The organism is Sphingomonas sp. 4RDLI-65, assembly GCF_049472435.1.
GTDB lineage: Bacteria > Pseudomonadota > Alphaproteobacteria > Sphingomonadales > Sphingomonadaceae > Sphingomonas.
This window is the reverse complement of record NZ_JBCEBT010000002.1, coordinates 5,001-29,452: the sequence shown is the minus strand read 5'-3', so window position 1 is coordinate 29,452 and position 24,452 is coordinate 5,001. Positions and strand designations below refer to the sequence as shown.

The following is a 24,452-nucleotide window of genomic DNA, read 5'->3' as shown; positions in this document are numbered from 1 at the left end:
AGGGGAAGGGGCCACGGGTCAGGCTTTTACCGCAGTCAGGAAATAGTCGAGGCTTGTCGAATCGCTCAGCGTGAACCCCGTCGCCGGCGAAAAGCTCAGCCCCCGCGTATCCGTCACGCGGAGACCTGCGTCCTTCAGCAGCGCAGTCAGTTCCTCGGGGGTGAGGAACTTGTTCCAGTCGTGCGTGCCCTTGGGAATGACGCCGGCACCTTCCGCCACGGTGATCATCGCCAATCGCGACAACGGCGTGCGGTTGGGCGTCGACAGGATCAGCAACCCGCCCTCCGCCAGCGTCCGCGCCAAGCCCCGCACGAAGCCGGCGGGGTCGCTGACATGCTCGATCACCTCCAGGCTGGTGACGAGATCGAACTGGCCGACCAGCCCTTCGACTCCCCCCGCCCGGTAATCGATCGCCAGCCCGCTCTGTGCCGCATGTATCTCTGCAACAGCGATATTCTCGGGCGCCGCATCGATCCCCGTCACCGCCGCACCAAGCCGGGCGAGCGGTTCGCACAGAAGGCCTGCGCCGCAGCCAACGTCGAGCGCGGTCTTCCCCGCCAGCGGCGTGAAGGTCGCACCATCGCCCCCCCAATGCGCATCCACCTGCTCGCGGATATAGCGCAGCCGTGGCGGGTTGAGCTTGTGGAGCGGGGCCGACGAGCCCTTCGGGTCCCACCAGTCCTTTGCCATGGTGCCGAAATGCGCGGCCTCGCGCGGATCGATTGTTGCGCCGTTTACGGTGTCACTTGCCAGTATCATGCGCGCTACCTATCAGGGCCGCCGCTTCGACCCAAAGGGATTTGCGCTGCCAATGGCCCGTATCGTGATGAAATTCGGCGGGACGTCGATGGCTGGGATCGAGCGGATCCGCAACGTCGCCGCGCGCGTGAAGCGCGAAGTCGACGCCGGAAACCAGGTCGCCGTCGTCGTCTCCGCGATGGCGGGCGAGACCGACCGGCTGGTCGGCTTTTGCCGCGAGGCGTCGTCGCTGTACGACGCAAAGGAATATGACGTCGTCGTCTCGGCCGGCGAGCAGATCACGAGCGGACTGCTCGCGATCGCGCTCCAGGCGGCGGGCTGCAAGGCCAGGTCGTGGCTTGGTTGGCAGCTGCCGATCAACACGTCGGACGCGCACGGTTCGGCCCGCATCGGCGAGATCGACACGGTCGCACTCGATGCGAGTCTCGCGGACGGCGTCGTCGCCGTGATCCCCGGTTTCCAGGGCGTCGCGGACGGCCAGCGCGTGACCACCTTGGGCCGCGGTGGCTCGGATACGTCGGCAGTGGCGATGGCGGCGGCGATGAAGGCCGACCGCTGCGACATCTATACCGACGTCGACGGCGTTTATACGACCGATCCCAGGATCGTGCCCCGTGCGCGGAAACTGAGCAAGGTCACGTACGAAGAGATGCTGGAACTCGCCAGCGTCGGTGCCAAGGTGTTGCAGACACGGTCTGTCGGCCTGGCGATGAAAGAGAATGTGCGGGTACGCGTGCTGTCTTCGTTCGAGGACGGCGACACCAATGACGGACATCGTGGCACGTTGATCGTGGGCGAAGAGGAAATCGACGATATGGAACGCCAGCTCATCACCGGCATCGCGCACGACAAGAACGAGGCGAAGATCACCCTGACGCAGGTCAGCGATCGGCCCGGCTCGGTCGCGGCGATCTTCGCGCCACTCGCGGATGCGGGGATCAACGTCGACATGATCGTACAGAACGTCGCGCATTCGACCGGCTCTACGGACGTGACGTTCACGGTGCCGGCGGCGGATCTGGCGCGCTCGCTCGACGTGCTCGACAAGGCGAAGGACGCGATCGGGTTTGCGACGATCGTGCATGATACGCGTGTGGCCAAGGTGTCCGTCGTTGGTGTCGGCATGCGCAGTCATGCGGGCGTGGCGGCGACGATGTTCACGACGCTCGGCGAGCGCGGCATCAACATCCAGGCGATCGCGACGTCGGAAATCAAGGTCAGCGTGCTGATCGAAGAGGATTATACCGAGCTGGCGGTGCGCGTGCTGCACACGGCGTACGGGCTCGATGCCGAGGATGCGGCGTAAAACTCTTCCCTCCCGCTTGCGGGAGGGGTCGGGGGAGGGCTAGGCGATCGTGATGACCGATATGTCCGCGCCTCAGGCACACCCCTCCCCCGACCCCTCCCGCAAGACGGGAGGGGAGCAGAGGCTGCAACGCCGGATGGCGCGCGGCGCCGCGTTCCTCGGGTCGGAGGTCGCGATTCTCGGCGGCGCGATGTCCTGGGTGAGCGAGCGTCACCTCGTCTCGGCGATCTCGAACGCGGGCGGGTTCGGGGTGATCGCGTGCGGGGCGATGACGCCTGCGCTGCTCGATACCGAGATCGCCGCGACCAAGGCGATGACGGACAAGCCGTTCGGCGTGAACCTGATCACGATGCACCCCGACCTGTTCGAACTGATCGCGGTCTGCGCCAAGCACAAGGTGGGGCATGTCGTGCTCGCGGGTGGCCTGCCGCCCAAGGGTAGCATCGAGGCGATCAAGGAAACCGGCGCGAAACTGATCGCGTTCTCGCCGGCGCTCGCGCTCGCGAAGAAGCTGATCCGCAGCGGCGTCGATGCGCTGGTGATCGAGGGCATGGAAGCCGGCGGGCATATCGGCCCGGTCTCGACCAGCGTGCTCGCGCAGGAGATGCTGCCGGAGATCGCCGAGCAGGTGCCTGTGTTCGTCGCCGGCGGGATCGGTCGTGGCGAGGCGATCGCGGGGTATCTGGACATGGGTGCGGCGGGCGTCCAGCTCGGCACGCTGTTCGTGTGCGCGACCGAATCGATCGCGCATGCCAACTTCAAGAAGGCGTTCATCCGCGCGTCGGCGCGCGATGCGATCGCCAGCGTGCAGATCGATGCGCGGCTTCCGGTGATCCCGGTGCGCGCGCTGAAGAATGCGTCGAGCGAGTTGTTTACCGCGAAGCAGCGTGAGGTTGCGGGGCATCTCGACGGCGGCCGCGTGGAAATGGCCGAGGCGCAGTTGCAGATCGAGCATTACTGGGCGGGTGCGCTGCGCCGCGCGGTGATCGATGGTGATGTCGAGCATGGCTCGGTGATGGCGGGCCAGTCGGTCGGCATGGTCAAGCGCGAGGAGCCGGTGGCGGACATCATCGGCGGCCTGATGGCGCAGGCTGCGGCAGCGCTGGAAGCGCGCGCGGTTTGATTTCTTGCCCTCCCCCGGTGGGGGAGGTGGCAGCCCGCTTGGGCTGACGGAGGGGTTGCCTGCTGTCGAGAGGGTGTCACCCCTCCGTCTGGCAAGCGCCAGCCACCTCCCCTTGCAGGGGAGGATTGCAGAGCACGCGTGTATTACGCTCGGTGATGCCTCGCTCCTAAACCTTCATCCAGCACCACCCCGGCGAAGGCCGGGGCCCAATTGGGGGACGTTGCTGATCCACGTGGCGTTCCGTTACTGCTACCTTTCCAATTGGGCCCCGGCCTCCGCCGGGGTGGACTAGTCGAGCGCCACCACCCCCAACCCCGCCCTCTCTCCACTCACCGCAAAGCGCGTACGGCTTACGTCTCGTTAACCTAATCCCCGCCATAGAGTGTCCCGTCGGGGGACGTTACGAGGTGTTGCGATGAGTCGTCGGTTTGCTTTGCTGTCCGTTACCGCGCTGGGCCTGTTGGCCGGCTGCACGTCGAAGCCGCGGACCGTCGCGCAGGTCGCGCCGCCCGTCATCATGGTGCCGGTGCCCGCGCCGACGATGCCGAAGGGCGCGTCGCCGACCATCGTCATCCCGGTCGCGCTGGCCGACGGCACCTATCCTACGCCGAATCGCAACCTGACCACGTCCGCCAAGGTCTGGCATCTCCGTGCCGCGCTCAACGTCGCAGCGCTTGCTTGCCGTGGACCGCAGGAGTTGACGATCGTCGCAGGCTATAACGCGCTGCTCTCGGCGCAGAAGCCGGTGCTCGCCAAGGCCGAGGCGACCTATGCCAGCGAATACAAGTCGGGCGGCGGCGACTGGCAGGATCGCTACGACGATTCGATGACGCGGCTGTACAACTTCTTCTCGCAGTCGCCCGCGCGCGACGGATTTTGCGCGGCGGCGGGCACGGTACTCGCGCAAAGCACAGGTCTGACGGCCGAGGCATTGCCGGCATTCGCGGCGCAGAATTTGCCCGTGCTCGAGCGGCCCTTCACCGATTTCTACCGTGCGGTCGACGCGTGGCGCGGTCGCACCGTGCTGCCGGTCCAGCCGCAACTGGCCGCGTCGCGCCAATATGCGTCGAACATGCCGGCGCAGACGATCACGCAGGCGCGGCTCCAGCCGATCTCGCAGCCGGTGCCGCCCGCGCAGCCTCGCCTGAAGCTCGACGCCAGCGTCTTCCAGTAGGCGCGTTGCGATTCTCCCCCGCCAAGGGAGGATCGTCAGGTCTGCCACGTCTGCCCGGCGCGTTCTTTCAGCAAAGCTTGGCTTCCCTGCGAAGACTGGGTTAACAGCCGCGGGAATGGCAGAGGTTTCCGACCAGCCGGCCGCGGGCCGCTTCGACGGGCGCGAGCACCGGTTTCCGGTGCGCGTGTATTTCGAGGACACCGACCTGTCGGGCGCGGTCTATCACGCCAATTACCTGCGCTACATGGAGCGCGCCCGGTCGGACATGCTGCGGGTCGGCGGGATCGACCAGCGCGCGGCGTTCGAGGCGGGCGAGGGCTCCTACGCTATCGCCAGCGTCACCATCCGTTATGCCGCGCCCGCCAGGCTCGACGACGCGCTGCTGGTCGTCTCGCGGATCGTGCAAGTGCGCGCGGCCGGGGTCGCCATTCATCAAAGGGTCATGCGCGACGGGCTTGTCTTGGCCGAGGCGGACATTGTGGCGGCGTTGGTCGCTCCCAATGGTCGCCCACGCCGCCAGCCGCGCGCATGGATCGATATCTACGAACGCCTAGTCTGGCAGGGGGAAGCATGAATCCGGTGTTGACTATGGATAGCGCGACGCTGTCGCCGATCCACTTGTTCCTCCAGGCCGACTGGGTGGTGAAGGGCGTGATGATCGGGCTGTTGCTCGCCAGCATCTGGACCTGGGCGCTGATCGTGGCGTTCTGGCGGCGGATCGGCAAGACGCGCAAGGGCATGACCCGGTTCGAGCGCGATTTCTGGAAGGCCGAGGATATCGACGTCTTCTACAAGGCGGAGGGCGAGAACGACCTGCCGTCGGCGCGCGTGTTCGCCGCCGGCGTGACCGAGTGGCGGCGCTCCACCGCGGGTGGCACGATCGACAAGAGCGGCACGCGCGAGCGGCTGGCGACCACGATGGGCGCAGCGGTGGCGGGCGAGATCGACAAGCTGTCGGATCGGCTGAACGTGCTGGCGACGGTCGGCTCGGTCGCGCCGTTCGTCGGGCTGTTCGGCACGGTGTGGGGCATCATGCGGAGCTTCACGAGCATTGCCGCCGCGCAGAACACGTCGCTGGCGGTGGTGGCGCCGGGCATTGCGGAGGCTTTGTTCGCGACCGCGATCGGGCTGTTCGCGGCAATCCCCGCGGTGATCGCGTACAACCGGTTTTCGCATGGGATCAACCGGATCGAGGCGAGCCTCAACCGGTTTGCGGACGGCTTCCACACGACCCTGTCGCGCCAACTGGACGGCTCGCGATGAGCGGCCTTCTTATTCCCCTTCCGCTTGCGGGAGGGGTTAGGGGAGGGGCTTCTATCTCTTCCTCGTACGGTTATCGTGGCACTGCCCTCCCCCGACCCCTCCCGCGAGCGGGAGGGGAGTAAGATGGCGATGAACCTTCCTTCTTCGCGTGGGCGTGGGCGGCGCGCGCCGATGGCGGATATCAATGTCACGCCGCTGGTCGACGTGATGCTGGTGTTGCTGATCATCTTCATGGTGACCGCGCCGCTGATGACCGCGGGCGTGCCGGTGAACCTGCCCGACGCACGCGCGAAAGCGCTCGACCAGGAGCAGAAGCCCGTCGAGATCTCGATGGACGAGACCGGCGCGCTGTTCATCGACAAGGATCAGGTGACCGACGATGCGCTGCCGATCCGGCTCGCGTCGATCGCCGCCAGCCGCGCGGTCGGCGATGAGCCGCAGGTGCTGCTGCGCGCGGATCGGAAGCTCGATTACGGCCGCGTGATGCGCGTGATGGGCGAACTCAACCGCGCCGGGCTGAACCGCGTCGCGCTGGTGACCGTCGAGGGCAATCAGAACTAATGGTACTCGGCTGATGGATCGCTCGGAGAAGATCGGCTTAGGCGTTGCCGTCGTCGGGCATGTCGTGCTGTTCGGCCTGTTGTCGCTCGGCTTTCTCAGCGCGCCCGAACCGCCGAAGATCCAGCAGCAGCCGATCGACGTGAGCCTGGTGCCCGACGTCGCGCTGGAGGCGACCGCGCCGCAATCGACCGAGGCGCCCGCGCAGTCGATCGCACCGGACGAAGGCGCGCCCGAGGATGCCGCGCCGCCTGCTCCGCAAGAGGCCGAGCCCGAGCCTAAGCCCGATCCCGTGCCGCCTGCGCCGCAGCCTAAGCCTGCGCCACCGAAACCTACGCCCAAGCCACAACCGGCGCCCGAACCCGCGCCCAAGCCGCAGCCTAAACCCAAACCTGCGCCACCAAAGCCTGCCGCCAAGCCGGCTCCGGTTGCGAAGCCTGTGGTGAAGCCGCAGCCCAAGCCGACCAAGGCGCCACCGACCAAGTCCGCGCCGGCGAAATCGGCACCTGCGAAGACCGCGACGAAATCGAAGGATACGGCTGCCAAGTCGTCGTCCAGCGCGGCTAAGCCCGCCAAGCCGTCCTCGACCAAGGGCAGCGGCTCGACCGCTGAGGCCAAGACCTCGCGTCCGCGCGGCTCGCGGCTCGGCGATAATTTCCTGAAGGGGCTGTCGGCCGATCCATCGCCGAGCAAGTCGGAAGCGCCCAAGGCGGCCAAGCTTGGCGCACAGGCGGCGGCGAATATCGGCTCGGCGATCCTGCGTCAGGTGCAGCCCTGCGCGAACCGCCAGGTCACGCCGGGGCCGGGCGCCGAGCGGATCCGCGTGACGATCAACCTGAAGCTCAACCGCGACGGCACGCTGAAGTCGCGGCCGACGATCAGCGGTCATGCCGGCGTCGACGACGACAACCGACGCTATGTCGACCGCGTCGACGATCTGGCGATCGCGACCTTTGTCGGCTGTTCGCCGCTACGCGGTTTGCCCGACGACCTGTATGACGTGCAGAACGGCTGGAGCAATTTCAGCCTGCGCTACAAACTTCCCGGCTGAGGATGTCCGTTATGACTCGATCGATCCTGGGGTTTTTCCCTTCGCGCCAGCTTTTACCAGTTGAGAAACACCACCCCGGCGAAGGCCGGGGCCCAATTGGGAAGGTCGATGTAATGGTGCGCAACGCTCTTTCAGCGCCGTCCCCCAATTGGGCCCCGGCCTGCGCCGGGGTGGTGTTGGGTGGGCGTAGGGCTCGATCGATTCTCGCGTCGGTCGGGTTGATGGCATTCGTCTCCGGTGCCGCCTATGCGCAGGACGCTCCGGCGCCGGCACCTCAGCAAGCCCCGGCCGACCCAGCAGCGCCGGCCCCCACAGGCGATCAGTCGGGCGGGCTCGTGGTCGACGTCACCGGCGGTATCTCCGCGCCGATGCCGATCGCGATTCCGGTGATGCCGACCGCCGCAGTGGTGTCGACGCCGGCAGGCTCGACCGACGTGCTCGGCCGCCAGCTCGCCGATATCGTCACCAACGACCTGCGCAATTCCGGCCTGTTCACGCCGCTATCCCCCGGCCAGCTTCGCCCGGTCAGCTTTCCCGAAGTCACCGCGCCCGGGTTCGACTATTGGGGCAGCACCGGCGCACAGGCGCTGGTGCAGGGGTTCATTCGCGCCAATGGCGACGGCAATCTGACCGTCGGCTGCTACCTCTACGACGTGTCGTCGAAGGCCGAGCTGACGCGGACCGGCTTCGTCGTGCCGCCGTCGGACTGGCGTCGCGCGGGGCATAAGTGCGCGGATATGGTCTACACCCGCCTCACCGGCGAAGGCGCGTATTTCGACAGCCGCGTCGTCTATGTGTCCGAGACCGGCCCCAAGGGGCGCCGGATCAAGCGGCTCGCGATCATGGACCAGGACGGCGCCAATCACCGCTTCCTGACCAACGGCCAGTCGATCGTGCTGACGCCGCGGTTCGCGCCGAACCAGCAGTCGATCGTGTACATGAGCTATCTCAACAATCGCCCGGCGATCTATGTCTACGACATCGGCTCGGGCAAGCAGCGGCTGGTGGTGGCGAACGCGAACCTGACGTTTGCGCCGCGCTTCTCGCCCGATGGGCGCAACATCCTGTTCTCCATGGCGCAGGGCGGGAATACCGACGTGTACCGCGTGTCGTCGCAGGGTGGCACGCCGCAGCGTCTGACCAATTCGCCGGGGATCGATACCGGCGGCAGCTATTCGCCGGATGGCTCGAAGATCGTGTTCGAGAGCGATCGCTCGGGCGGCCAGCAAATCTACGTGATGAACGCGGACGGCTCGAATCAGCAGCGGATCAGCTTCGGCGGCGGGCGGTATGCGACGCCGGTGTGGAGCCCGCGCGGCGACCTGATCGCGTTCACCAAGCTCGGCGGCGGCTTCCGGATCGGCATCATGAGCCCGAGCGGCGGCGGCGAGAAACTGCTGACCAACGACTGGCAGGACGAGGGGCCGAGCTGGTCGCCTAATGGTCGCGTGATCAATTTCTATCGCTCGGGACGCGGCAGCGGCGGCAAGGCGGACCTCTGGTCGGTCGACCTGACCGGCGTGAACGAGCGGAAGATCCCGACGCCGCTCGACGGCTCGGATCCGGCATGGGGCCCCTTGCGGCCCTGAACCTGCTATGGGGGCATAACGGGGAAACGTGATTTTCTACGGGAGACTATCTATGTCGAAGCTTTCCAACATCTTGCTGGCGTGTACCGCGCTGATCGCCGTTTCGGGTTGCGCGAAGAAGCGTCCCGCCGTGCTGCCGCCCGCGCCGGTCGACAACAACGCGCCGGTCGATCCCAATGCGGGGATGAACAACGGCAATGTCGGCGGCGCGATCGTGCCGGGGTCGGATGCCGACTTCCAGCGCTCGGTCAGCTCGAACACGGTGAATTTCGGTCTCGACATGTACGACATCGATCCGACCGCACGCGCGATCCTCGACAGCCAGGCGCAGTGGCTGGCGAAGTTCCCGAACCAGCGCATCACGATCGAAGGCCATGCCGACGAGCGCGGCACGCGCGAGTATAACCTCGCGCTCGGCGATCGCCGTGCCAACGCGACCAAGAACTATCTGGCCGCGAAGGGCGTGTCGTCGTCGCGGATGACGACGATCAGCTACGGCAAGGAGCGCCCGGTGGCGATGGGCTCGGACGACCAGAGCTGGGCGGCGAACCGTCGTGCGGTCACGGTGGTGCTGAACTAATCTTACTTGTCCCTCTCCCCTGCGGGGAGAGGGAAGGAGGAGCTCTTGCGACGGAAGGGTGAGGGGCCGTTGGGATTCGCGTCCTGAGCCTCACGCCCCTCACCCTCCCACACGCAAGCGCGTGCGGGCCCCTCCCTCTCCCCGGAGGGGAGAGGGGTTTTACCCCAGCGCCTTGTCGAGCAGTTTTGCCAGGCGAATACCGCCGCGGCGGATTTCCTCGCGTGACACCGGCACCATCTTCGCGATCGTCGCGTCGTCCATCTTCACCCGCGCCGGGACCGTACCGCACGCGTCCCCGCCTAGCGCTGCCGCATACGCCTCATGCGAGGCTGCCCAAGATTCGCGGCTCCAGTCGACGACCGTTCCCGCGCCGATCTTCGCCCGCTCGGCCGCCGGATAGCGCCGCACCAGCGACGGCGGCGTCGAGATCGCACGCTCGGCGAGCGGGCCATCCCAGATCGAATGCAGATTGAACCGCGCGGGGCCGTAGATGCCGTAATCCGCCTTCACGTCGTTGCCGCCCTTGTCGTTGCGATCGCCCGCGTGAAGGGGCTGGTGCAGATCGCCGACGAAGTGGATCAGGAACGCCAGCGCCTGGACTCGGTCCTTGGGCGACGTGGAACGATCGCGCAGGAGTTTCACGTCGCGGTCGATCTGGACCGACACGCAATTGCCGTCCTTGCACGAAGGTGTCAGGTCGAACGGCGCGCAGACGTCGGCATCCTGGAAATGCCAGGTGTATGCGAATCCGAAGCGCGACTTGCCGGCGGCATTCTTCAGCGGCTTGATGCAGTCTGCCCAAACGCTCGCCTCTTCGATTGTGCCAGCGGGGCACTCAGGCGTGTCGAGCAGCGCCTGTTGCGCGAGCAGTCGCCGGATCGCGACCTTGGTCTTGGGTGTGACGTTGGCATAGGCGATCTGCGCGACGGTCTGGTGGCCGTACTCCCAGAACGCGGTGGCAGGGGAGGCGAGGCCGAGCAGAGCCGCGGCGGCGAGGAGATAGCGCTTCATACCGGCTCGTTAGCGTAGATCGCGACCGTCCGGCTACCCTCGGACGAGGCCGTCCCGCGATACATGCCGACGGTGTTGAACCCCCAAGCCATGTCGCCATCCGGCCCCGCGACGATCACCCCGCCGGTGCCGCCGAGCGCCTTCACTTCGGCAAGCACCGCGTCGGCGGCGACTTGCAGCGATTCACCTGAGAGGCGGACACGCGCGGCAATCTCATGCCCAACGCCGACGCGGAGGAAGAACTCGCCCGAGCCGGTGCACGATACCGCACACGCGCGGTCGTCGGCGAAAGTGCCTGCGCCGATCACGGGCGTATCGCCGATCCGGCCCCAGCGCTTGCCCGTGACCCCGCCGGTCGAGGTGGCGGCGGCGACATGGCCGTGCGTGTCGCAGGCGACCGCGCCGACCGTGCCGTATTTCATGTCGACGTCGAACCCGCCGCCGTCCGCCTGGAACTCCGCGAACTGTCGTCGGCGTTCGTCGGTCCCGAACCAGTCCGCATCCGCCTTCGGCAATCTACGATCGCGCGAGAACGCATCGGCACCGGCTCCGGCAAGAAAGACGTGGCGGCCGTCGTCGAGGATCGCGCGGGCGAGGCCCACCGGATTGCGCGTAGCGGTGGCTGCGGCGACGGCGCCGGCTGCGCGGGTGCGGCCGTCCATGATCGCGGCGTCGAGTTCCAGCGTGCCGTCATGCGTGAACACCGCGCCGCGCCCCGAGTTGAAGTGCGGGTCGTCCTCCAGCACGCGCACGGCGGCCTCGACCGCATCCAGCGCGCTGCCGCCGTCCGCCAGCACCTTCGACCCAACATTGAGCGCACGAGACAACCCTGCTCTCGCGCCTGCATCCTGTTCGGGCGAAACCATCTCGCTGTCGAGTTTGCCGGCGCCGCCGTGGATGACGAGGGTCCAGGTCATGTCTTGTCTTTCATAGGTCGGAGGCCGATCAGCGGGCGGAGCGGGGCGATGCTGCGGCCGATCACGTAGAAGGCGATGCAGCCGATCGTCGTCGCGGCGAGCAGGCACGTGAACTCCGCCCAGCCCGGCAGGCCGGCGGGGAGCAGCGCGTACATGACGAGGACGATGATCGTCTGGTGGATCAGGTAGAACGGGAATACCGCCTCGGTCAGCACGCGGCGCCAGCGATGGTCGCGGTTCCAATAGCGTTCGGCGATCCCGATCAGCGCGACGATCGCCCCCCACTGCTCGACCGCGTGCGCGATGCCGTAGGGTGTGTAGACCCAGCGCGGCGTCACCACGTCCGCCGGCCAGCGGAGCTCGACGCCGATAATGCAGAGATAGCCGAGCAGCGCCGCGATCGCGCCGACTTTCCACCAGCGCGCGATCGCTGCCATCGCCGGCTCGGACCGCGCGAGGCCGAAGCCGAACAGGAAGGCGGGGAAATAGGTGACGTGTGCGATCCAGTCGCCCCACAGCGCCTGCGTCTCGCCGACCATGCGCAGCCACCAGGCATGGACGAACACGAGCCATGCGATCGGGAGCAGGACGACAGCGATACCGTCGAGAAAGGTGGCGCCGAAAACCCGGTCGAACCCGCGTTGCAGCCAGTCGCCGCGGACGACGATCAGCCCGAGCGTCAGGAGGGTCGTGTAGACCCAGAGATAGACGACGAACCAGAGGTGGTTCCAGGTCGGCAGCGACAGCCCGGCGAGCTTGCCGAAGCGGAAATAATCGTGTGTCCAGAAGGTCCAGTAGCTGCCCGCATAGCCATGCTTGGTGATCAGCTCGACCCAGGGTTGCGGCGGTACGATCACCGCGATGCCGAACAGCAAAGGCACGAGCAACCGGTTGCAGCGATTGGCGAAGAACCCGGCGGTGCTGTTCGATCGGGCGAGCAGCGCGCGGCTGGCATAGCCCGAGACGACGAACAGCAGCGTCAGGCGCCACGCGTTGCTGGCGAGCATCGGCAGGCGCACCCAGTCCTCGACATGGAGCGACTTTACGTGGAAGTTCCACGGCACGAAGACCATGCCGATATGGTAGAGGATCAGCAACGCGAACGCACCGATCCGCAGCCAGTCCATGCCGAAATGCCGGTTCATCGCGCGGCCCTACGGGGCGGGGGGCGGGGCCGCAAGCGCTGGACGGGCGGAGTGGTGTTTGGGGCCGGTCGGTATTTCTGTGATCCTCCCCCGCCAGGGGGAGACGGCTGGCGCTTACCAGACGGAGGGGGAGGATACGGAGCAGAGGTTTCCCTTTCCTCCCCCTCCGTCACCTTCGGTGCCACCTCCCTCTAGCGGGGGAGGATCGCGAAGCTTTGACTCTATTCCAGGCGGTCCGCGCGCCCTTGTTCTCCCGCGAAGGCGGGAGCCCAGTCTGGATCCCCGCCTTCGCGGGGAAACACGCTTTCTGAACGCGAAGAAGCGCTAAACTGCCGGTTATCGATCTCTCGTCACGCCTTGATGCGCGGTGCACCCATGAAGTCGCGCTTGCCGATCGGTACGCCCTGCGCGCGGAGGATCGCGTAGGCCGTCGTGGCGTGGAAATAGAAGTTCGGCTGCGAGAACGAGAGGAGGAAGTTCGCGCCGGTGAACGGCATGGTGAAGGTGCCGAACTCGAATTTCGTGTCGTTGTCGGCGAGCGCGTCGAACGCCTCCCGGTCGATCGCTTCCAGCGTGGCGATCGCATCGCGCAGGACGGCGTGAAGCCCCGCGAAATCGGTCGGCCAAGCTGATCGATCGGGCGAGAAGGTGCCGCAGCGCACGCCTTCGATCCCGCCGACCGAATGCGCCGCGCAGGATTTCACCTGATAGCCGAACGGCAGCATGTCGTCGGCGAGCTTTGCATCGATCAGGACTGCGGGTTCAATACCGCGTTCGGCCGCGAACGCTTCCGCCTTGTCGAGCAGTGCGTCGACCGCACGGAGAATCTGGAGGTTCGAGGGGATCGTCGCATCGTACAGGGACAGGGTCATCGCGTTCGCTCCTAAAGCCGTGCGCCGCTATGACCGACGTTTGGCATACCCGCCAGCGATGTTCCGTTCCACCGCGCAAGTCGCTATATAGGCCTCGAACTCCCGAGGAATCTCCATGTCCCTTCGTCCCTGGCGCGATATCACCCGCCGCAAGAGCCGCCAGATCATGGTCGGCAACGTCCCCGTCGGCGGCGACGCGCCGGTCACGGTGCAGACGATGACCAACACGCCGACCGACGACGTCCGCGCGACGGTTGACCAGATCCGGCGTTGCGAAGAGGCGGGCGTCGACATCATCCGCGTCAGCTGCCCCGACGTCGAATCGACCACCGCGCTGAAGCAGATCGTTCGCGCCAGCCGCGTGCCGATCGTCGCGGACATCCATTTCCACTACAAGCGCGCGCTCGAAGCGGCGGACGCGGGCGCGGCGTGCCTGCGGATCAATCCGGGCAATATCGGCTCGGCGTCGCGCGTGAAGGAAGTCGTCGACGCAGCGAAGTCCAATGGCTGCGCGATCCGGATCGGCGTCAATGGCGGCTCGCTCGAGCGGCATCTGCTCGAGAAATACGGCGAGCCTTGCCCCGATGCGCTGGTCGAGTCGGCGATGGATCACATCAAGCTGTTGCAGGACCACGACTTTCACGAGTTCAAGGTCGCGGTGAAGGCGTCCGACCTGTTTCTCGCGGTGGCGGCCTACCAGCAGTTGGCGGAACAGGTCGATTGCCCGCTGCATCTCGGCATCACCGAGGCGGGCGGGTTCGTCGGCGGCACCGTCAAGTCGGCGATCGGGATGGGGAGTCTGCTCTGGTACGGCATCGGCGACACGATTCGCGTGTCGCTGTCGGCCGAGCCGGAAGAGGAAGTCCGCGTCGGCTTCGAGATCCTCAAGTCGCTCGGCATCCGCAACCGCGGCGTCCGCGTCGTGTCGTGCCCGTCGTGTGCCCGCCAGGGCTTCGACGTGATCCGCACCGTGCAGGCGCTGGAGGAGCGATTGCAGCACATCCGCACGCCGATGTCCCTGTCGGTGCTCGGCTGCGTCGTGAACGGCCCCGGCGAAGCGCGCGAGACCGACATCGGGATCACCGGTGGCGGCAACGGCAAGCACATGGTGTACCTCTCGGGCGTCACCGACCACCATGTCCAGGATGCCGATATGGTCGACCACATCGTCCGGCTGGTCGAGGCCAAGGCGGCCGAGATCGAAGCGGCCGACGAGGCGATGGCTGCGCTGGTGCCGGTGGCGGCGGAATAGGGGCCACCCACTTCGTTCTGTCATCCTGACGAAAGTCAGGATCCAGGGTCACGTACGCGGACCTCAATGGCTCTGGATCCTGATTTTCGTCAGGATGACGAAGAATCGTACGCAGGCTTTTTCTCGTTCTCCCGGGAGCGCGGGAGCCGAGAGTAACAGGCGCTGACGGTTGTGGCTCCTGGACCCCCGCCTTCGCGGGGGAACAGCTTTAGTTCGATTCGACATCCACAGTTGTCGAAGTTTGCCGATCCTCCCCCGTCAGGGGGAGGTAGCGCCAAAGGCGTCGGAGGGGGCGGACACGGAACGAACGTTTCGCTTGCCTCCCCCTCCGTCTGGCAAGTGCCAGCCACCTCCCCCTGGCGGGGGAGGATCGGCACATCGATGATGATCCTTTCGAGCCACGCGCGGTGACTTGCGCAGCGCGCGGCGATGGCGTGCCGGTTCGATGCGGCGTATGGGATATGCATGATGATGGCCGCCGATCTTGATGTCCTGACCGCGCTGGATCACGCCGCGCCGCCCGGGCCTTGGTACGTGCGGGCCATGGATGACGACAATGCAACGTGCGCGACTGCTGTCGCCACGAAGCCCAACACGTCCGGCGACAATGACGATCTTTCCGGTTCGACCTATCATGGCGTGGTAGCGGCAACCTCGATTCAGCATCACGACTATGTCGTTCCCGCCGATGGACGGTCGCACGAAAATGCTGCGCTGATCGCGGCCGTACGGACGGCGCTTCCCGAATTGCTTCGATTGGCGCGGATCGGTGCGGCAGCCGATCGCGCCTGATATCCGCCTGTTCCGATGACCTCTCGCACCGTTTCGCCCGCCCTGGCCTTCGCGATCGCCGCGCTCGGCATCGGCCTGTTCTCGATGATGGACGCGGTGATGAAGTCGCTCGTCCTGGCGATCGGCGTCTATAATGCGCTGCTGTGGCGGCAGATGATCAGCGTCGGCCTCGGTGCGGTCGCGTGGAAGCTCGGGAAGAGCGGGCGGCCGAGCGGGCGGGCGCTCAAGCTCCATCTGGCGCGCGGGCTGGTGACGACGGCGATGGCGGTGCTCTTCTTCTGGGGGCTGGCACGCGTGCCGATGGCGCAGGCGATTTCGCTGACCTACATCGCGCCGATTCTCGCTCTGCTTCTCGCGGCGGTCACGTTGGGTGAGCGGGTCGGGTGGAAGACGTTGGTCGCCTCGATCGCGGCGCTTGGCGGTGTGCTGGTGGTGATGATCGGGCAAGGGCGCGAGGTGCCGGGGCCCGAGACGTTTCATGGCACGCTCGCGATCCTCGGCTCGGCGGTGCTGTATGCGGTGAACCTGGTGATCGCGCGGTTGCAGAGCCAGGCGGCGCGGCCGGGAGAGATCGCGTTCTTCCAGGCGTTGGTGATCACTGCCACGCTGACGCTGGCGGCGCCTTGGCTGGCGGTGGTGCCCGAGACGGTTCAGTGGCCCAAGCTCGTGCTCGCCGCGGGGCTCGCTACCGCGTCGTTGTGGCTGCTTGGCTGGGCCTATGCTCACGGCGATACAGGATTTCTTGCGACGACCGAATACACCTCGTTCGTCTATGCGGCCGGCTTGGGTTTTCTCGTATTCGGCGAGCGGGTATCGGCGTTCACGCTGGCGGGCGCGGCGATCATCGTCGTCGCGTGCCTGTACGCGGCGCGGCGGCGTGACATCGCGCAGAGTTCGATCGAGGCTAGTGCATGACCCATATCCGTTCCGCTGTCCGCGCCGATGTCGGCACGATCCTGCGCTTCGTCCGCGAACTCGCCGCGTTCGAGCGCGAACCGGATGCGGTCGAGGCTACCGAGCCGATGCTGGCGGAGGCGCTGTTCGGGGTACAGCCGGCGGCGGAGGCTCTGATCGCGGAAAGCGAGCATGGCCCGCTCGGGTTCGCGCTGTTCTTCCACAATTTCTCGACGTGGACGGGCAAGCGCGGGCTGTATCTCGAGGATCTCTACGTGACGCCGGACGCGCGCGGGCAGGGGGTCGGCAGCGCGTTGCTGGCGCATCTGGCCGGCGTGGCGCTCGATCGCGGGTGCGCGCGGTTCGAATGGTCGGTGCTCGACTGGAATGCCGACGCGATCGCGTTCTATCGGAAGGTTGGCGCGGTCGGGATGGAGGACTGGACGATCCAGCGGATGTCGGGGGATGCGCTGGTTAGGCTGGCGGGGCGGTAAGTGGGCCACCGCCGCACCGAACCGGTCCCTTCAGATACTACCTCCCCGGCGCAGGCCGGGGCCCAATTGGGGGCCAGAGGTAACGATGGATAGTCCTCCGTTACTTCGACCTTTCCACTTGGACCCCGGCCTGCGCCGGGGGGGGATTTCGGCAATAGACCGTCAGACGTCAGATCAACGCCCTGCGGTGTCGTCCGCGTTCATCGGCTCTTCGCCCTTGGCCTTCTCGGCGTTGTAGCGCTCGATCGCCTCGATCGTGACGCGCTTGGCTTCGTCGGCGTCACCCCACTTGCCGACGCGAACCCACTTCGTCTTCTCCAGGTCCTTGTAGTGCGTGAAGAAATGCTCGATCTGCTCGAACACGATCTCGGGCATGTCGCCGCGCTCGCCGATGTTCGCATAGTACGGGAACACCGCATCGACCGGCACGCAGACGAGCTTCTCGTCGCCGCCGGCCTCGTCTTCCAGGTTCAGCACCGCGATCGGCCGCGCACGGACGACGCAGCCGGGGATGAACGGCGAACGCGCGATCACCAGCGCGTCGAGCGGATCTCCATCGGGGCTGAGCGTGTGCGGCACGAAGCCGTAGTTCGCGGGGTAACGCATCGGCGTGTGCAGGATGCGATCGACGAACAGCGCGCCGCTGGCCTTGTCGAACTCGTACTTCACGGGCTCGCCGCCGGTCGGGACTTCGATGATGACGTTGAGGTCTTCCGGCGGGTTCTTGCCGGTCGGGATGAGATCGATACGCATGGCGGTCCTTTCAGAATATGACGGTGCCGGCGCTCCTCGTGTGGAGAGCGGCCGGCACCGGTAGATCAGTGGCTGGTCAGCGCGGGCTCAGCAGCTTGTCCAGCCCGCCTTCACCTGTACCGACCTTCTGGAGCCGCGGATAGCGCGGGCCGTCGTGGTAATCGAGCGAGATGTCACGGAATCGGTCGTTGTTCTTTACAGTAAGCCGGATCGGCTCCTTCGTACCCTTCGCCGCAAGGATCGCCGCCTTCAGCCGGTCCGCTGAATAGGCCTCCGCGTTGACCGCCTCGATCTCGGTGCCGACGTCGATCCCGGCCTTGAACGCGGGGCTGCCCCAGATCGACGAGGTGACTACGCCCTCCTTGTTGATCACCATGCCCAGCGAATAGCTGACGTCGGTGCCGCGGGTCTTCTCTGCCTGCTTGAGGTACGGGCTCTGCTCGGGGCCGTAGACCAGCTTGTAGCCGTTCATCGCGAAGCCGTTGATCGGCGCGGGCTTGCCCGTCTCGGTCAGGCGCGTGTTCAGGAACGTCGCCCAGTCATAGGGGACGATGCCGTTGAGCGTCTTGGCCACGTCGGCGAAGGTGTAGGTAAGCTCGCCGTAATCGCCGTCGCGGACGCCGAAGAACGCCTTGGCGAAATCGTCGATCGACTTGGTCCCGTTCGACTTCTGGCGGAGCATCGCGTCGACCTCCATCCAGACCATCAGGCCCTCGTTGTAATAATCCTCCGAGCGCTGCCAGCTGGTCCAGCCCTTGGGACGGCGCGCCGAGATGACGGGATCGTTGGTGGTGTCGATCAGCGGGCGCCACTGGCGACCGGGTGCGGTGTCGTAGATGCCGAGGATCGAGGCATAGCCGTCGAGCGTGTCCTGCTTGCTGACGAGTCCCGAACGCGCCTGGAGCACATAGCCCCAGAACTGCGTCTGGCCTTCGTAGACCCACAACAGTGAATCGCGCATCGGCGTGCGGAAATCGGGCGTCCACAGGTCGGCGCCGCGGCGGAACTTGCCGTCCCAGCTGTGCGTGAACTCGTGCGGCAGCAGATTGCGCGCGGCGGCGCCGGTTTCCCATTCGGTGAAATAGCCGGGGCGGACGCCGTTCTCGGAACTGCGATGATGCTCCAGGCCGATTCCGCCGAGCTGATCGGTGATCGACAGCAGGAATTCGTAGTGATCGTAATGCTGCGCGCCGAAGGTCTTGGCGGCCTGGTCGACGAGGCGCTTGTGCGCATCGATCTGCGCAGGGGTGGCCGCGAGCTGGTCGGGACTGTCGGCGAAGACGTTGAGATCGACGCGGGGGGAGAGCGGCCAGACCTTGCCGTATTTGCCCGCGAGCGTCGGCGAGTCGACGAGGATCTCGTAGTTGGTGGTGTCGTAGCTGTAGGTCGAGCCCGACACCTTCGCCGGCACCGCGCCCGCCGCGGTCCAGCCGGTCGGGTAGGTGACGGTCATCTTGATCGGGATCTGGCGGGTGAAATAGCCGGCCGGATAGAGGCTGACGAGATTCGGCTCGAGGCTGACCATCGTCGGCGTCATCACCACACGGCCCTGGTCGGGCTTGGTGGCGGAGATGAACTGGAATTCGGCGACTACGGTCTTCGCGCCGGTCGGCACGTCGATGTGGAACGCGAACACGTCGACCGGATCGCGCGTCCAGGGAAGGATCTTGCCATTCGCGCGGATCACGAGGCCCGCGAGCTTCTCGATCTCGCCGCGGGGGGAATGCGCGCCGGGCAGCCATTTCGGGAAGAGCAGCGCCATCGGCCCGGACTTGGCGACCGGGATCGTCTCCTTCACGCGAAAGATGCCGCGCTCGGTATCGGTCGCGTCGACGTCGAGTAGCAGCGTGCCGGGATAGGGCGTGTCGACTGCGTCGGGGATGGTGTCGACGAACGGCACTGGCTGCGGCGCGGTGTTGCCGGCGGGGACCTGCGCAAATGCCGGGGCGGCGGACGCGAGCAGGGATGCGACGAGAAGCTTGCGGATCAAGGAAGGGCCTTCCGGCTGAGAGACGATGACCCGAGGTGTAATCGCGATAAAGGGCAGCCGTCCAGTCCTTTACGGGGCGCGCTCAGCTGCTCCCGAGCACGTTGATCGTGAACGCCAGCACGCCGATGTTGAACACGAACGCCGCCATGCACTGGCCGAGCGCCGCCTTGCGCACGCGGCGCGAGGTGATCTGCACGTCCGAGGTCTGGAACGTCATGCCGAGCGTGAACGCGAAATAGGCGAAGTCCCAGTAATCGGGCTCGTCGCAGCTCGGGAAATCGAGGCCTTTCGCATCCTTCCCGTCGGCATCATCGACGTAAAACAGATGCGCGTAGTGCAGCGTGTAGATCATGTTCGAGAACAGCCACGCGAGCGCCAGCGTCGCGATCGTCAGCGTAATTCCGACCGCGTCGTTCTTGCCCTGCAATTCCTTCGCCACCGCGACCAGGATCACCAGCATGATCGTCCCGCTGAACCCGAGCAGCACCGCGCGGTTGGCGTCGTTCTCTTCCGCCGCGCGGCGCATCCGGGCGGCGGTGGCGTTGCGGAACAAGGTCGAGACCGCGATCAGGAACACGATTGCGGCGACGTCGAACGCGGCCATCGTGCCGCGGCCGAGTCCCAACCGCGGGATCAGCGCGACGAGACCGATCGCGAACACCAGCACGAACAGGATGAAGCGCGGTGGGGCCACGCGTTGCCCGAGGCCCCAATATCTGGCTTTTTCCGTCATGCCACAGCGCTAGCGCTTCGCGGGCACGTCGCCTAGATACGCGCGCATCATGGCCAAGACAGAAACCCCCCGTTTACAGACCCCACGCCGCATCCGTGGTACCCAGGACATTTTCGGCGACGAGCAGCGCCGGTTCGCGCACGTCCTGTCGACGTTCGAACGCGTGCGGGCGCTGTATTGCTTCCAGCGGATCGATATCCCGGTGTTCGAGTCGACGGCGGTGTTCGCGCGATCGCTCGGCGAGACGACCGATGTCGTGTCGAAGGAAATGTACACGTTCGAGGATCGCGGCGGGGATTCGCTCACGCTCCGCCCGGAGTTCACCGCAGGCATCGCGCGGGCCTACCTTACCGAGGGCTGGCAGCAGTTCGCACCGCTGAAGCTGACCACCAGCGGACCGGTGTTCCGCTACGAGCGCCCGCAAAAGGGGCGCTTCCGCCAGTTCCACCAGATCGACGCCGAGGTGATCGGCGCGGCCGAGCCGGCGGCGGACGTCGAACTGCTCGTGCTGGCGGACCAGCTGTTGCGCGAGCTCGGCATTTCCGAGGGCGTGACGTTGCAGCTCAACACGCTGGGCGACGCGGCGACGCGTGATGCGTGGCGCGAGGCGCTGGTGGCGCATTTCGAGGCGCATCGCGGGGAATTGTCCGAGGACAGCCTGACCCGGCTCGAGAAGAACCCGATGCGGATCCTCGACTCGAAGGACCCGCGCGACCGTCCGATCGCCGACAGCGCGCCGGATATCGATGCGTATCTGACCGACGAGGCGCGCGCGTTCTTCGAGGCGGTTACGGCCGGTCTCGATGCGGCGGGCGTTGCGTGGGAGCGCAATGCGCGGCTGGTACGCGGGCTCGATTACTACCGCCACACCGCGTTTGAGTTCGTGACCGATCGGTTGGGCTCGCAGGGAACTGTGCTGGCGGGCGGCCGGTACGACGGGCTGATCGGCTCGCTCGGCGGGCCGGAGACCGCGGGCGTGGGTTGGGCTGCAGGTGTCGAGCGTCTGGCTATGCTGATCGATGAGCCAACGGCGCCCGAGGTCGACGTCGCGGTTGTTGCAGAGGCCCAAGAGTTTGAGTCGGCGGCTACTAAGCTGACGGCAGCACTTCGGCGAGCAGGCTTTACCGTGGAGGCGAGTGTCACCGGAAACCCGAAAAAGCGGTACGAGAAGGCGCTTAGGACGAACCCGGCCTACGCTATTTCATTGTCTCGCAGAGACGGTCTCGTGAGCGTTGGCGAACGTGGCTTACGAGCTAAATTCCAGCCGGATCAGTTCAGGGCGATCATCGATTCGGCTACCGGCGGTCTTGAATGACCCAGATCTCCCCCGACCGCATCCGCGCGATCGAGGCTCGGCGTGACGAGCTGCAAGCCCTGATGTCGACCGGCGATCTCCCCTCGGATCGCTTCGTCGCGGTGTCGAAGGAATATGCCGAGCTCGAACCTGTCGCGCAGGCCGCCACCGAAGTGCGGCGACTACGGCAGGAGGCGGAGAGCCTGGCGTTCATGGCCGAGGATGCCGACGACGAACTCCGCGCGATGGCGTCGGACGAGCTGCACGAGAACCGCACGCTGCTCGAGACCGCCGATCGCAAGCTCGCGCTCGCTTTGTTGCCGCGCGACTCCGCCGACGAGCGCTCGGCGATGCTGGAAGTCCGCGCGGGCACTGGTGGCGACGAGGCGGCGCTGTTCGCGGGCGACCTGTTCCGGATGTACCAGCGCTATGCCGAATCGCAGGGCTGGCGGGTCGAGATGATCTCTGGTTCGTCGTCCGACGCGGGCGGCTTCAAGGAAGTCGTCGCCAGCGTCACCGGGCAGGGCGTGTTCGCCAAGTTGAAGTTCGAAAGCGGCGTCCACCGCGTCCAGCGCGTGCCCACCACCGAGGCGGGCGGCCGGATCCACACCTCGGCGGCGACCGTCGCGGTGCTGCCCGAGGCGGAGGAGGTCGACGTCAAGATCGACGACAAGGATCTGCGCATCGACGTCTATCGCTCGTCGGGGCCGGGGGGGCAGTCGGTCAATACGACGGACTCCGCGGTGCGGATCGTGCATATCCCGACCGGGTTGACCGTGATCCAGCAGGACGAGAAGTCGCAGCACAAGAACAAGGCAAAGGCCCTCCGCGTGCTCAGGACGCGGCTGTACGAGGCGGAACGCGACCGGTTGCATGCCGAGCGGGCGGGCGCGCGGAAGTCGATGGTCGGCTCGGGCGATCGTTCGGAGCGGATCCGCACGTACAACTTCCCGCAAGGACGCGTGACCGATCACCGCATCAACCTGACGCTGCACCGCCTGCCGGAGATCGTCGCGGGGGAAATGGACGAACTGATCGGCGCGCTGGTGGCGCAGGACGAGGCGGACCGCTTGGCGCAGCTGGATGGGTGAGCCGTCCTACTTCCCCCCCTCCCGCMNGCGGSTGGTTCCAGGCTGGCGGTGCGTTCGGGTCTTTCAAACCATCGCAACTGGTGTGTCCGCGGTGAGCGCGTGCCCACCCCCCAACCCCCTCCCGCAAGCGGGCGGGGGGGTAAGTGCGGCCGTCGCCACCGCCGCCGCGCAGTTCGCGTTTTCCGCCACCCCCCGCCTCGACGCGGAACTCCTCATGGCGCACGCACTCGGCGTCGAGCGTAACGCGATCCTCCTCGACCCGACCCGCTACACTCTCCCCGACACCTTCGCCGCGCTCGTCGAACGCCGCCTCAATCACGAGCCGATCGCTTACATCACCGGTACCCGCGGCTTCTGGTCGATCGATCTCGCCGTCGGCCCCGGCGCGCTCGTCCCGCGCGCCGACAGCGAAACCCTCCTGATCGCGGCCCAAACGCACTTCGCCGGCCGCGCCCCCGCCACCGTGCTCGACCTCGGCACCGGCCCCGGCACGCTGCTCCTCGCCGCGCTCGACGAATGGCCCGCGCAAGGCCTCGGCGTCGACTATTCGCCCCAAGCGCTCGGCTACGCCCGCGCCAACGCCGCCACCCTCGGCATGACCGACCGCGCCCGCTTCATCCGCGGGAGTTGGGCGAGCGCGATCGCCGGTCAGTTCGACCTCATCCTCGCCAACCCGCCCTATATCGCCACCGACGAGCAACTCCCGGCCGAAGTCCACAACCACGAACCGCACACAGCGCTGTTCGCCGGCCGCGACGGTCTCGACGACTACCGCATCCTTGCCGAGCAACTCCCCGCGCTGATCGCCCCCGGTGGCGCCGCCGTCATCGAGATCGGATCGACGCAAGCCACCTCCGTCACCGCACTGCTCGAAGCGCAGGGTTTGCACGTCGCGCTGCACCACGACTATGGAAACAACCCCCGTGCGCTGGTCGCGACGACAGGAATACGGCGCTAACCGGCAGTTTTCGCTTGTAGTATGGCCTTTCCGCCCGCTATCACGCGGGCAGGGGCACGCACTCTCGACGATTGGTCGGTTTAGAGCGATGACCCGCATCCTTCGCTTTGAGGTCGCTGCAGTCCGGCGGCCCTGGCAAGTTCGACGCACCGATCTCGTTTAGATCGTCGGTGCGCGGCGGGGGGTTTGCACCGCATTTCGGAGCACGACCAGATTTTGGTTCGACGACTGAGGACACAAGCTTGATCAACAACCGGCAAGCCGGCCGCCGTCGCGGTCGTGGCAACAATAATAATGGCGGCGGTGGCGGTGGTGGCGGTCAACGCCAGGGCGGCGGCGGTGGCCAGGGTGGTCGCGATACCGGCAACCGCATCGACAGCCGCGCGCGCGGCAACGCGAGCCAGCTGTACGAGAAGTACAAGAACCTCGCGCGCGACGCGCAGCAGCAGGGCGATCGCGTCAACATCGAATATTACCTTCAGTTCGCGGATCATTATTTCCGCGTGCTGAGCGAGACGCGCGCACGGTTCGAAGAGAGCCAGCCGCAGGCGCAGCAGCAGCCACGTCGTCAGCAGCCGTTCGATCTCGACGGCGACGACGATTACGGCGACGAGGGCGAACCGATCCGTTCGGGCGAGCAGCAGGGTGGCCAGGCTTCCGGCGAGCAAGGCAACCAGCCGCGCGGCGAGCAGCAGAACGGCCAGTACCAGAACGCGCCCCGCCAGAATCGCGACAATCAGAATCGTGAAGATCGTCCACAGCGCGAAGAGCGTCCGCGGTATGAGAATAATCGCTACGAAGGCCAGCGGAGCGAGGCTCAGCCGCGTAACGACGGACAGCGCGAGGATCGCGT

Annotated in this window: 25 protein-coding genes (1 of these 25 only partly in view); 17 read left to right on the top strand and 8 right to left on the bottom strand. The window is 66.4% G+C overall.

Annotated features, from left to right (window positions below; translation table 11 throughout):
* Positions 1 to 18: 18 nt before the first annotated feature.
* Complete coding sequence (gene ubiG, locus VH567_RS05005; protein ID WP_423323784.1) at positions 19 to 759, bottom strand: bifunctional 2-polyprenyl-6-hydroxyphenol methylase/3-demethylubiquinol 3-O-methyltransferase UbiG; 741 nt, start codon at positions 757 to 759, stop codon at positions 19 to 21.
* Positions 760 to 811: 52 nt separating this feature from the next.
* Here ubiG and VH567_RS05000 point away from each other — a divergent pair, with 52 nt between their 5' ends.
* From VH567_RS05000 to pal, 9 genes are all read left to right on the top strand, one after another.
* A complete protein-coding gene (locus tag VH567_RS05000) occupies positions 812 to 2,065 on the top strand; it encodes an aspartate kinase (protein WP_423323782.1) in 1,254 nt (417 codons plus the stop codon).
* A 136-nt stretch (positions 2,066 to 2,201) separates the two neighbouring features.
* Positions 2,202 to 3,188, top strand: a complete 987-nt coding sequence (locus VH567_RS04995) for an NAD(P)H-dependent flavin oxidoreductase (RefSeq protein ID WP_060526296.1) — start codon at positions 2,202 to 2,204, stop codon at positions 3,186 to 3,188.
* A gap of 415 nt (positions 3,189 to 3,603) precedes the next feature.
* Positions 3,604 to 4,362, top strand: coding sequence for a hypothetical protein (locus tag VH567_RS04990; RefSeq protein WP_423323780.1), 759 nt, complete (start codon positions 3,604 to 3,606; stop codon positions 4,360 to 4,362).
* A gap of 115 nt (positions 4,363 to 4,477) precedes the next feature.
* Positions 4,478 to 4,936, top strand: coding sequence for a YbgC/FadM family acyl-CoA thioesterase (locus VH567_RS04985; RefSeq protein WP_423323778.1), 459 nt, complete (start codon positions 4,478 to 4,480; stop codon positions 4,934 to 4,936).
* Positions 4,933 to 5,625 (top strand): protein TolQ, encoded by a 693-nt coding sequence (gene tolQ / locus VH567_RS04980; RefSeq protein ID WP_056053223.1) that lies wholly within the window; start codon positions 4,933 to 4,935, stop codon positions 5,623 to 5,625. Before VH567_RS04985 ends, tolQ begins: the two co-directional genes overlap by 4 nt.
* 123 nt (positions 5,626 to 5,748) lie before the next feature.
* Positions 5,749 to 6,186, top strand: coding sequence for a protein TolR (gene tolR, locus VH567_RS04975; RefSeq protein WP_055882060.1), 438 nt, complete (start codon positions 5,749 to 5,751; stop codon positions 6,184 to 6,186).
* Between the two features lie 13 nt (positions 6,187 to 6,199).
* Complete coding sequence (locus VH567_RS04970) at positions 6,200 to 7,234, top strand: cell envelope biogenesis protein TolA (RefSeq protein ID WP_423323775.1); 1,035 nt, start codon at positions 6,200 to 6,202, stop codon at positions 7,232 to 7,234.
* A 221-nt stretch (positions 7,235 to 7,455) separates the two neighbouring features.
* Positions 7,456 to 8,823 (top strand): Tol-Pal system beta propeller repeat protein TolB, encoded by a 1,368-nt coding sequence (gene tolB / locus VH567_RS04965; protein ID WP_423323773.1) that lies wholly within the window; start codon positions 7,456 to 7,458, stop codon positions 8,821 to 8,823.
* A gap of 52 nt (positions 8,824 to 8,875) precedes the next feature.
* Positions 8,876 to 9,403 (top strand): peptidoglycan-associated lipoprotein Pal, encoded by a 528-nt coding sequence (pal, locus tag VH567_RS04960; RefSeq protein WP_333928802.1) that lies wholly within the window; start codon positions 8,876 to 8,878, stop codon positions 9,401 to 9,403.
* 159 nt (positions 9,404 to 9,562) lie between these two features.
* On the opposite strand, the gene VH567_RS04955 is transcribed toward pal, so the two are convergent.
* From VH567_RS04955 to VH567_RS04940, 4 genes are all read right to left on the bottom strand, one after another.
* Positions 9,563 to 10,414, bottom strand: a complete 852-nt coding sequence (locus VH567_RS04955) for a S1/P1 nuclease (protein WP_423323770.1) — start codon at positions 10,412 to 10,414, stop codon at positions 9,563 to 9,565.
* Positions 10,411 to 11,331, bottom strand: coding sequence for an isoaspartyl peptidase/L-asparaginase family protein (locus tag VH567_RS04950; protein ID WP_423323768.1), 921 nt, complete (start codon positions 11,329 to 11,331; stop codon positions 10,411 to 10,413). Before VH567_RS04950 ends, VH567_RS04955 begins: the two co-directional genes overlap by 4 nt.
* On the bottom strand, positions 11,328 to 12,476 hold the full coding sequence (locus VH567_RS04945) for an acyltransferase family protein (RefSeq protein WP_423323766.1): 1,149 nt from the start codon (positions 12,474 to 12,476) through the stop codon (positions 11,328 to 11,330). The genes VH567_RS04950 and VH567_RS04945 overlap by 4 nt, the downstream gene beginning before the upstream one ends.
* A 350-nt stretch (positions 12,477 to 12,826) precedes the next feature.
* Positions 12,827 to 13,348 carry a DUF1993 domain-containing protein gene (locus tag VH567_RS04940; protein WP_423323764.1) on the bottom strand — a complete coding sequence of 174 codons (522 nt, stop codon included), beginning with the start codon at positions 13,346 to 13,348 and terminating at the stop codon, positions 12,827 to 12,829.
* Positions 13,349 to 13,463: 115 nt separating this feature from the next.
* Here VH567_RS04940 and ispG point away from each other — a divergent pair, with 115 nt between their 5' ends.
* The 4 genes from ispG to VH567_RS04920 all read left to right on the top strand — a co-directional run bounded on the left by ispG (position 13,464) and on the right by VH567_RS04920 (position 16,780).
* The gene (gene ispG, locus VH567_RS04935; protein ID WP_423323762.1) at positions 13,464 to 14,600 is read left to right on the top strand and encodes a flavodoxin-dependent (E)-4-hydroxy-3-methylbut-2-enyl-diphosphate synthase; all 1,137 of its coding nucleotides are present in this window, start codon (positions 13,464 to 13,466) and stop codon (positions 14,598 to 14,600) included.
* A gap of 465 nt (positions 14,601 to 15,065) precedes the next feature.
* Entirely contained in the window at positions 15,066 to 15,392 is a 327-nt protein-coding gene (locus tag VH567_RS04930; protein ID WP_423323760.1) for a hypothetical protein, read from the top strand.
* Positions 15,393 to 15,407: 15 nt separating this feature from the next.
* Positions 15,408 to 16,307: a DMT family transporter gene (locus VH567_RS04925; RefSeq protein WP_423323758.1), complete on the top strand. Its 900-nt coding sequence runs from the start codon at positions 15,408 to 15,410 to the stop codon at positions 16,305 to 16,307.
* Positions 16,304 to 16,780 carry a GNAT family N-acetyltransferase gene (locus tag VH567_RS04920; RefSeq protein ID WP_423323756.1) on the top strand — a complete coding sequence of 159 codons (477 nt, stop codon included), beginning with the start codon at positions 16,304 to 16,306 and terminating at the stop codon, positions 16,778 to 16,780. Before VH567_RS04925 ends, VH567_RS04920 begins: the two co-directional genes overlap by 4 nt.
* 174 nt (positions 16,781 to 16,954) lie before the next feature.
* Here VH567_RS04920 and ppa read toward each other — a convergent pair whose 3' ends face one another.
* The 3 genes from ppa to VH567_RS04905 form a co-directional block, all read right to left on the bottom strand.
* Complete coding sequence (gene ppa / locus VH567_RS04915; RefSeq protein WP_132895682.1) at positions 16,955 to 17,533, bottom strand: inorganic diphosphatase; 579 nt, start codon at positions 17,531 to 17,533, stop codon at positions 16,955 to 16,957.
* Positions 17,534 to 17,609: 76 nt separating this feature from the next.
* Entirely contained in the window at positions 17,610 to 19,523 is a 1,914-nt protein-coding gene (locus tag VH567_RS04910; RefSeq protein ID WP_423323753.1) for a M61 family metallopeptidase, read from the bottom strand.
* A gap of 82 nt (positions 19,524 to 19,605) precedes the next feature.
* Positions 19,606 to 20,256 carry a DUF1345 domain-containing protein gene (locus VH567_RS04905; RefSeq protein ID WP_423323751.1) on the bottom strand — a complete coding sequence of 217 codons (651 nt, stop codon included), beginning with the start codon at positions 20,254 to 20,256 and terminating at the stop codon, positions 19,606 to 19,608.
* A 49-nt stretch (positions 20,257 to 20,305) separates the two neighbouring features.
* Between VH567_RS04905 and hisS the strand changes: the two genes are divergently transcribed.
* The 4 genes from hisS to VH567_RS04885 all read left to right on the top strand — a co-directional run.
* The gene (gene hisS, locus VH567_RS04900) at positions 20,306 to 21,571 is read left to right on the top strand and encodes a histidine--tRNA ligase (protein ID WP_423323749.1); all 1,266 of its coding nucleotides are present in this window, start codon (positions 20,306 to 20,308) and stop codon (positions 21,569 to 21,571) included.
* Positions 21,568 to 22,641: a peptide chain release factor 1 gene (gene prfA, locus VH567_RS04895; RefSeq protein ID WP_056053173.1), complete on the top strand. Its 1,074-nt coding sequence runs from the start codon at positions 21,568 to 21,570 to the stop codon at positions 22,639 to 22,641. Before hisS ends, prfA begins: the two co-directional genes overlap by 4 nt.
* Before the next feature lie 91 nt (positions 22,642 to 22,732).
* Positions 22,733 to 23,599 (top strand): peptide chain release factor N(5)-glutamine methyltransferase, encoded by an 867-nt coding sequence (gene prmC, locus VH567_RS04890; RefSeq protein WP_423324975.1) that lies wholly within the window; start codon positions 22,733 to 22,735, stop codon positions 23,597 to 23,599.
* Positions 23,600 to 23,841: 242 nt separating this feature from the next.
* Positions 23,842 to 24,452 carry the 5' portion of a DUF4167 domain-containing protein gene (locus VH567_RS04885; RefSeq protein ID WP_423323746.1) on the top strand. 595 nt of this gene lie beyond the right edge of the window, so the window shows 611 of its 1,206 coding nt (coding positions 1-611); the start codon lies at positions 23,842 to 23,844; the stop codon falls past the right edge of the window.